The organism is Companilactobacillus zhongbaensis (genome assembly GCF_003946515.1).
GTDB lineage: Bacteria > Bacillota > Bacilli > Lactobacillales > Lactobacillaceae > Companilactobacillus > Companilactobacillus zhongbaensis.
On the sequence record NZ_RHOM01000053.1, the window covers coordinates 1 to 8132 of the forward strand.

Annotated in this window: 8 protein-coding genes; 3 read left to right on the forward strand and 5 right to left on the reverse strand. The window is 40.7% G+C overall.

Features of this window, described 5'->3' with window-relative positions:
* Positions 1–660: 660 nt before the first annotated feature.
* Complete coding sequence (locus tag EKM69_RS11845) at positions 661–1836, reverse strand: MFS transporter (protein WP_125711281.1); 1176 nt, start codon at positions 1834–1836, stop codon at positions 661–663.
* Between the two features lie 167 nt (positions 1837–2003).
* On the opposite strand from EKM69_RS11845, the gene EKM69_RS11850 reads away from it, so the two are divergent.
* The 3 genes from EKM69_RS11850 (at position 2004) to EKM69_RS11860 (ending at position 4555) form a co-directional block, all read left to right on the forward strand.
* On the forward strand, positions 2004–2375 hold the full coding sequence (locus EKM69_RS11850; RefSeq protein WP_125711283.1) for a hypothetical protein: 372 nt from the start codon (positions 2004–2006) through the stop codon (positions 2373–2375).
* Positions 2376–2609: 234 nt separating this feature from the next.
* Positions 2610–4127 carry a Y-family DNA polymerase gene (locus EKM69_RS11855; RefSeq protein ID WP_125711285.1) on the forward strand — a complete coding sequence of 506 codons (1518 nt, stop codon included), beginning with the start codon at positions 2610–2612 and terminating at the stop codon, positions 4125–4127.
* A complete protein-coding gene (locus EKM69_RS11860) occupies positions 4127–4555 on the forward strand; it encodes a hypothetical protein (RefSeq protein ID WP_125711286.1) in 429 nt (142 codons plus the stop codon). Before EKM69_RS11855 ends, EKM69_RS11860 begins: the two co-directional genes overlap by 1 nt.
* A gap of 511 nt (positions 4556–5066) precedes the next feature.
* On the opposite strand, the gene EKM69_RS11865 is transcribed toward EKM69_RS11860, so the two are convergent.
* The 4 genes from EKM69_RS11865 to EKM69_RS11880 form a co-directional block, all read right to left on the reverse strand.
* The gene (locus tag EKM69_RS11865) at positions 5067–5261 is read right to left on the reverse strand and encodes a type II toxin-antitoxin system HicA family toxin (protein ID WP_125711289.1); all 195 of its coding nucleotides are present in this window, start codon (positions 5259–5261) and stop codon (positions 5067–5069) included.
* Positions 5262–5291: 30 nt separating this feature from the next.
* Complete coding sequence (locus EKM69_RS11870; RefSeq protein ID WP_125711291.1) at positions 5292–6068, reverse strand: M57 family metalloprotease; 777 nt, start codon at positions 6066–6068, stop codon at positions 5292–5294.
* Positions 6069–6109: 41 nt separating this feature from the next.
* Positions 6110–6733 carry a nitroreductase gene (locus EKM69_RS11875; protein ID WP_125711293.1) on the reverse strand — a complete coding sequence of 208 codons (624 nt, stop codon included), beginning with the start codon at positions 6731–6733 and terminating at the stop codon, positions 6110–6112.
* A 76-nt stretch (positions 6734–6809) separates the two neighbouring features.
* Complete coding sequence (locus tag EKM69_RS11880) at positions 6810–7781, reverse strand: hypothetical protein (protein WP_125711295.1); 972 nt, start codon at positions 7779–7781, stop codon at positions 6810–6812.
* Positions 7782–8132: the final 351 nt, after the last annotated feature.

Here is an 8132-nt window from a genome sequence, read left to right on the forward strand (position 1 = left end):
TCTTAATTTCGAAAGGGGTCTTCTTATTTTTCTTACTCATTGTTATCGTCTCCCGGACTCGTTCTTGTTTATCATTCTTCCGGTTAAAACAATTGTAGCAGCCGGCAGCGTTCCAGTGTGTGTATCCCGGGCCCCGGAGTCGGCAGTGACCCACCACACCAAACTACTACCACAAACCCAAACACACCAAAAATCACCAACATCCAACCAAGTAAAACGCTTCTCGTCTGCCAAAAACTCTCTCACCTCTAGGCAAAAAAATATTAATTAAAAATAACAAAACGTCTTGTTAAAAACATCACAAGATGTTACTATATAGATGTCGAAAGGAAGAACGAAGCAAGAATCTTCCTTATCAAACGCCAAATAACTGATCATTGGAAACACCCAAAATGGTTTCGCAAGTTCGATGAACAGATGTAAAAAAAGAAACAAGAAACAAGCTTAAAATGTAATTCATTTATCACTACAAAGATGAACAGAATTCTATCTCACAAGCATACGTAACACGGAATAATAATTAACCACACTTCGTTTCGAAAGATAATTAATAGCATAACAAATGATCGGTTAGGCTTTTGATTGGTAGACGACGAAGAAAAACCTCCAATTTCCATCTTGGAGGTTTTTCTTTTTGCTCAAATTTATTTTTAAAAGAAACTAAATCTCTTCCTTAGCCATCATCCGACTAAGCACGATCGACAATACTAACGCGATCACACCATAAACAGCTGATACATAACCAACCGAAGTCATATCTAAATACTTGACCGTCGTTGAAGCTGACAGAGAACCTAGTGAGATCCCCAAGTTAGCGAAAATCGAGATCAACGATGTAGCAAGGGCCAGTGATTGAGGATAATTTTTAGCAGCTTCATCCATGAAACCTAATTGAATAGTAGTTCCGTAAATAATTACCAAAGTACATAATATAGCCAAAACGAGGACACCGGTAATTTGGTTATTTAGCGATACACCTAGTAACATGGCAAAGATGATCATCAAAATATAGACGTAAGGCAATTTTTTCGTACCATTATTTTTTGCGACCATTCCGGCAATTTGGTTTCCGAGAATACTCATTACTCCCATCAAGAACAGCAACCAGTTCAAACTAGTAATGTTGAACTGCAATACTGAATGGATCAAGTTTCTGATGTATGTGTAGAAGGAGTATTGGAAACTCAAGGTTGCCACGGTGATGCCGATCCCGACTAAGATCTTCGGATCTTTCAATAATGACAACTGTTCCGAAACACTTCCGGTAACTTCTGGTTTCTCACTAGGCGTGAGCCAAAATAGCAAGACGAAGACGATAATGGTCAAGCCTGAAACCATCCAAAAACTGGCGTGCCAACTGATCCAGGATGCAATCGCTGAACCCATGGGAACACCAACGACTGAGGCGATACTGAATCCAGCACCGACCCAAGCCATCGCCATCGGACGCTTGTCCAGTGAAGTCGTGATGCTGACGTACAAGTTGACCAATGTAATGATCGTCCCAACGACCAAAGCAGTCACGATCCGGGCAAAAAACAGCCATCCCAAAGTTGGTGCGATTGCCGTCAAAGTATTACTCAAGAAAAAGATGACGATCAAGACTAACAAGACCGTCCGCCGATTCCAGTGACTAGTTAAAGTCGTCAAAATTGGCGTGCTGATCGCATAGACCAATGCGAACGCCGTGACCAAAATACCAATCGACGAAAGTGATACGCGATAACTTTTTGCGATATCTGACAAGATACCAACGACCATGAACTCATTACATCCGAGCATAAAAGCCGTCATGATAAAAGTTACCAAACGTAAACGTGCGTGTTTTGCATACATGAAGATGCCCTCCCCTACATTTTTTCCAAAAGCTACTATAACAATATAATCATGTTTTTGAAAGAAAAATATCGTCATGCAATATTAACGTAATTTTCAAACGCTCACAATTTTTGTTGTTAACGTTTTCCTATCATGGTACATTAATTTTAGAGGAGGATTTGCATATGAAAAAATATTTCAAATCGATCACCACAAGTATGGCTATACTAATCGCAGGACTTAGCCTGTCAACTGCTTTTGTAGGTAACACAGCTCAAGCTGCCCCAACGTACAATGCTCTCGACGAAAACAACGTCACCGTTTCATTACCTTATGTAACACAGATCGAAACAGGTGACTTCCCATACGCCATCTTGAGCCCTATCGGCGTAGAAATGCTCAACGGCATCAGCCCACGCATCTTGATCAACCCAGACAACGTCTTACGTCACTCACCAGTAAAAGTAACCATGAGTGATGGCACTGTCTTGTTGCAATACAATGACACAGGTTGGTACGTAGACCAATCACAAGTAGTCACGAACATTTTAAGATAAAAAATCGACCGTGCGAACGGTCTTTTTTTGTGCACTTTTTGACGCCGCTTCAGCTTTCCTGCAAAGTTTGGAGGGAGCTTTGAAGTAGACATGTTAAGCAGAATTTTTTAAGGGTGATTTTTAAGCAAAAATTTCCCAAAAACTTTTCTGACAACATTCTTTCTTTGATAAGTTACAATATTAAAAGAGCATTTCATACAGTAAGCTAACAAAACCAAAAGCGAGGTGAGACCAATGGAACGAACTTATATGGCGATCGACTTAAAATCCTTTTACGCATCAGTCGAATGTATCGACCACGAACTAGATCCACTCAATGCCAACCTAGTCGTTGCCGACAATTCTCGAACGGACAAAACTATTTGTCTCGCGGTCTCGCCTGCCTTGAAGCAATTTGGTGTACCTGGTCGACCACGGCTTTTCCAAGTTGAACAGATTGTGTCGAAATTAAATCGCCAAAGAGCTACTGCAACTCCTAGTCACCGGTTGACCAAATATTCTTCGATCAATCGGCAACACTTGTTGAAGTCGCCTAGCTTGAAGATCGGCTACAAAATCGTAAAACCGCGGATGAATTTTTACATGCACAAAAGTGCCGAGATCTATGGAATCTATCTTCGTTTCATCGCCGCAAAAAATATTCACGTCTATTCGATCGACGAAGTCTTGATGGATGTCACTGACTACTTGCAAACACACGACACCAATGCTCACACGCTGGCAAAAACCATCATCCAACAGATCCAGTCAGAAACTGGCATCACAGCCACCGCCGGAATCGGCACCAACTTATATCTCGCCAAAGTCGCCATGGACATCGTGGCTAAACACATCCCTGCCGATCAAGATGGAGTGCGGATCGCACAAATGAACGAGCAGCAATATCGCAAACTCTTGTGGGCTCACACGCCACTAACCGACTTTTGGCGCGTAGGTCGTGGTTACTCGAAACGTTTAGAAAAATTAGGTTTAAACACCATGGGTGATATTGCCCGTTGCTCTCTCGGTTCTCTTTCCGATGATAAAAACGAAGAGATCCTCTACAAAGAATTCGGCAAAAATGCCGAGCTCTTGATCGACCACGCTTGGGGACGTGAAACAGCCACCCTTGCCGACATCAAAAACTATAAATCAGACGACCGCGGTTTGTATTCCAGTCAAGTATTAATGAAACCAACCTCATTTGAAGACGGATTAAAAATAACTCGTGGCATGAGCGATGCTCTAGCTTTAGATCTCGTTGCTAAAAAAGTCGTCACTGACCGAATCGGCTTGATCATCGACTACGACGTCAAAAGTCTCGAACAAGATGCGACTTTTTCCGGCACCCTGGTCGAAGACTATTACGGGAGAAAAACACCGAAACCCGATCACGCCTTCCAAAATCTGAGTGTCGCCACATCATCATCGGAAGAACTAAGAAACATTTTTAAAAAGCTGTATCAAGAAAACATCAATTCCAAGCTTTTGATCAGACGGATCACAGTGACCGCTAATCATCTAGTCGACGAAAAAGCGGCAACTCAAGCCGACAAATACAAGCAGATCAGTTTGTTTGACGATACCAAAACTGAGATAAAGCAAGAAAAAGTCGATAACAGTAAACGTCAAAAAGACCGCAAGATCCAAGAAACCATCCTCGAACTTCAAAAACATTTCGACAACAAAAACGTCATCCTCAAGGCTTCAGATCTGGAGGATGGATCAACGACCATCGAACGCAATAATCAAATAGGAGGTCATCACGCCTAATGGACGAGAAGAAATTGATCGAACAAAAAATCTTCAATGATACCTCGCAATACAACGACATCATGGACTTACCTTATCAACATCCCAAACGCCACTTACCAATGGAGCAACTAGACCGAGCAGCCCAGTTCGCGCCCTTTGGTGCATTGGAAGGATTCAACGGATTGATCCAGGAAAAAACAAAGGATTACACCCGCAAAAAATATTCCACGCAGGAGCAGGAAAATTTGATCATTCGTCAAATCAAATATTTAAAAAAGCATCCTGATTTGTTGGTGGATGTTAATTATTTTAATGATGAATCTGGGTATTATGAACATGTTAAAGGTACTTGCTCTGGTCAGGATGTTGAAAAGGGGCGAGTTCAGTTTGGTGATGTTTCTGTGGTTCAGGTTAATATTCGGGGGATTAAGTTGGTTGGAAAGTAAAAGAGATTGCAGGACCTGTTTGGGTTTGCAATCTCTTTTTTTGTGTTTTTGGTTTTTTTGGGCGTTTTTGGTGTTGAGATTTTGGTTGGTTACCAAACGTTGGTAGTTTGGTTACCAAACTTCTCTTGCTTTGTTACCAAACACTAGTTGCTTGGTTACCAAACTTCTCTTGCCTTGTTACCAAACGTTGCCCATTTTATAGCGGAAACGCGTTCCAGGGCACAGCGGCCTCCGGTTAACACGTGTGGTCGCGGCACGGCTTCAAGTATATAAAGTTGTGTTATCTAGCTTTGTTAGCTAAATTTGCTACAACTGGATAGTGCTTTTAATCTTTATCCTCAAGGATGCTGAAACGAGCTCCGCGAGGTAGCGGCCTCCGGTTAACACAGGTGGTCGAGGCACTGCTTCGCAGCACCTTGTTCGACCACCCGCGTTAATCCTCAGCAGCTGACCAACCTCGCTGCGCTCTCTGTGTTTTAATCCTCAGCAGCTGACCGTGCCCTTCCACGCTCTATCTTTTTATTCCCGCTTGTTTCAATATTTTACTCTCAATACCATGTTCATATTCTTTATCAAAGTGAACTGGTACGGGTACGGTCACGTTGGTTGCTGGGTTGTACATTTTTAGATGTGAGCCAGTTTGCGACTTTTCTACGAAACCGTTTTTGCGCATTATTTTTAGTAGTTTTCTTGGTTTCAATGCCATTTTGACCATCCCCTTTCACTTTTCTTTGAATTATTGTTGGTTGTTGGTATTGGTTTGATTGTTGCTACTATTGCTATCGGAATAAATTGTCCTCAAGGTGGTTAAATCACCTTGTGTTAGTTGAGTCATTCCTTGATCAGTTGGGTACATGACGGACTGTGGATCACTACTGTGTCCTAGTCCGATGGCATGCCCTAATTCATGGGTCGCTACGGAAACTGATGTTGCTGCTGGATAATAAATATTCAGTCTTGCACTTCCGTGGACCCAGTCTCCTAAGGTGCTTTGGAATGATTCCGGGCCACCCTTTCCTAGTTCCATATCGACCGTGTTTCCCTGAACATTAGTTGCGTTCTGGTCGTATGTTCCCATGGTGATCGAGTTTTGCATGCCCGTTGCATTACCAGCGACTAGTTTCACGATTCCGGTATTATTGTATGTATTAATGGCTTGCATGAAGACATTTTTAGCACTTTGATGAGTTCCCTTTTCAAAGTGATAATAGTAAGTATTAGACAATGTCAAAGAAGCAACGTTTGATTCGATCGGTGTCGTCGAATCCGTTGTCTTTGGTTTAACTTCTTTTTGTTGGCCCATCAGTTTACTAGTATCGATCTTGAAGTTGCCAATTTGGAAGTTGCCCAAAATGCTCCCCGCAGTATTCAACATCGAAGTTCTAATGTTATTCAACGGTGTAGCCAAAGAACTTTGCCCACCAGTAGCTTTCCACCCCGCAAAAGCCGCAATGCCGACCATAACGGCAATTAGTACTAATCCCCTAAATAATGTTTTTAAAAAATAACGCATCAAATTCTCACTTTCTTTAGCAATTATTTAGGAACAAAAAATTAATCTTTAATAGTTAAAATCTTATCCAAAGCTGTCCTACCAGGTTTGAAATCATTAATGACATCCTCAGTAGGATAACCCAATCCAATGCCCATGAAAATGGCTTCGTCTTCTGGAATCTTAAAATGATCGTGGATCAAATCAGGATAACGAACGAATCCATAAGCTGGGATCGTACCAACACCGTGATCTTCGGCTGCTAATAAAACGGCATAGCCAAAGGCACCGGCATCGTAAGCCACGTAGCTTGAGGCATCCTTCTTAATAGTAATGAATAAGATCGAAGGAGCATCAAAAAGCCGACCATTAGCTGGACCAAATTCTTCCTTTTGAGGAGAATCAGCCGAACGATGTTGCCAATCCAAAATATTAGCATCAGCTTCAGCCGTCCACTCTTTGGGAGGAACTACTTCGGTATGGCTAGCTAATCCCTTGGAAAAGTTCTTCATATAAGCTTCACGGATCTCCTTAGCAGTCTCACCAGTGGCCAAAAAGGCATGATAAGGCTGACTGTTTTCCCATGAAGGAGCAGCTTGCGCTTCAGAAACGATCTGTTTCAAAGTAGCAAGTTCAATCTGTTTATCAGAAAAAATCCGAGTAGAATGTCGATCTAAATTAACCATAAAAATCTCTCCTCATCAAAAACTTTCCCCTTAATCATAACCCTTCCAGTTCGCTCGAAGGCAAGTAAAAAGATTACTACTTTGTAGCATTGCTTATTTTACAATAGTCAGAAACTGACATCTCCAAAAGTCTGGAAGCCTCAAGGAGGGAAATTTCGCTACATGCTTCAGATGCAATCACAGCATCCCTAAAGTTTCGATCCGGAATAAAATGGAGATCCTTTTGAGACGGAAAACTGTGTTGATGAGAATTATCATTGCATAAAACATCTGAAATTATTGCTGCAACAACCGATTCAATCCATTTTCCCTCATCTGTTTTACAATCTTTTCCACCCATCAACAGTTCATCAGACTTTAATAAAACGTGAACGAAACCATGAACCAAAGCAAAAATCTTATTTTGAATTAAATCGTTAGTATTTACAAAAATTAATGGGGCAATTTCATCAACTAATACTAGTGATCTAATCTCCCGATTATCCAACTCTCGGTGGGAATCAAAGCCAACTATCCCACTCTGAAAGATAAGAACCCCACAATCGCTTATTCTATCAACCATTAGTTTATAAATAATATCATAGGAGCCGTCATTTATTGATAACTCCGAAAGGTTCAAAATATTAGCAATAGTTTGATATGCACTTTGGAAACTATTTGATTGGTTTATTAAAACTAAACGTTTAGTACGACAAAATTCTCTTTCCTCAAGAAAGTAGTCTTTCACCCAAGCTTGTTTAATCTTCATAGAGTCATAGATTTCAATCAATCTTCGACTAGGCCTCGTGTTGTAACCATTAGTGGAAATTAGCCTAACTAATTCAGGATCATCACCAGGAATTTTATCACCCAAAAGATAAATAAAAGGAATATGCGTATCCTGACCAAATTCTAGCAATTGTTGAATAGTAGGAAAATCTATTTCCGATTTAGCATTCATCCATTGATCCAAGGAATATTTCTGTTTCAAAAAAACAAAACTACACTCACCCGAATCAATAGCCCAACGAATAACAGAGTTATTAATATGAACACGTGAATCGGTCATGATCCTACCTCCATTCAAGAATGTAAAACAATAATATCATTTAAAAAATCCGGTGTCTAAAACGACGTTATAGTTTCTCGCTATATACTGATATAAGGCTATTCTAGTTTACTCAACATGCGTTTGTTTTACTCAACACACTCTGTTTTTCTCAACAATACTCTGCTTTACTCAACAATACTCTGTTTTACTCAACATTACTCTGTTTTACTCAACATTACTCTGCTTTACTCAACATTACTCTGCTTTACTCAACATTACTCTGCTTTACTCAACATTACTCTGCTTTACTCAACATTACTCTGCTTTACTCAACATTACTCTGCTTTACTCAACATTACTCTGCTTTAC

What these genes read in the sequence shown, in the direction of transcription:
- EKM69_RS11845 (WP_125711281.1), bottom strand. Translation starts at nt 1,836, where the DNA reads ATGTATGCAAAACACGCACGTTTACGTTTGGTAACTTTTATCATGACG.
- EKM69_RS11880 (WP_125711295.1), bottom strand. Translation starts at nt 7,781, where the DNA reads ATGACCGATTCACGTGTTCATATTAATAACTCTGTTATTCGTTGGGCT.
- EKM69_RS11860 (WP_125711286.1), top strand. Translation starts at nt 4,127, where the DNA reads ATGGACGAGAAGAAATTGATCGAACAAAAAATCTTCAATGATACCTCG.
- EKM69_RS11875 (WP_125711293.1), bottom strand. Translation starts at nt 6,733, where the DNA reads ATGGTTAATTTAGATCGACATTCTACTCGGATTTTTTCTGATAAACAG.
- EKM69_RS11850 (WP_125711283.1), top strand. Translation starts at nt 2,004, where the DNA reads ATGAAAAAATATTTCAAATCGATCACCACAAGTATGGCTATACTAATC.
- EKM69_RS11870 (WP_125711291.1), bottom strand. Translation starts at nt 6,068, where the DNA reads ATGCGTTATTTTTTAAAAACATTATTTAGGGGATTAGTACTAATTGCC.
- EKM69_RS11855 (WP_125711285.1), top strand. Translation starts at nt 2,610, where the DNA reads ATGGAACGAACTTATATGGCGATCGACTTAAAATCCTTTTACGCATCA.
- EKM69_RS11865 (WP_125711289.1), bottom strand. Translation starts at nt 5,261, where the DNA reads ATGGCATTGAAACCAAGAAAACTACTAAAAATAATGCGCAAAAACGGT.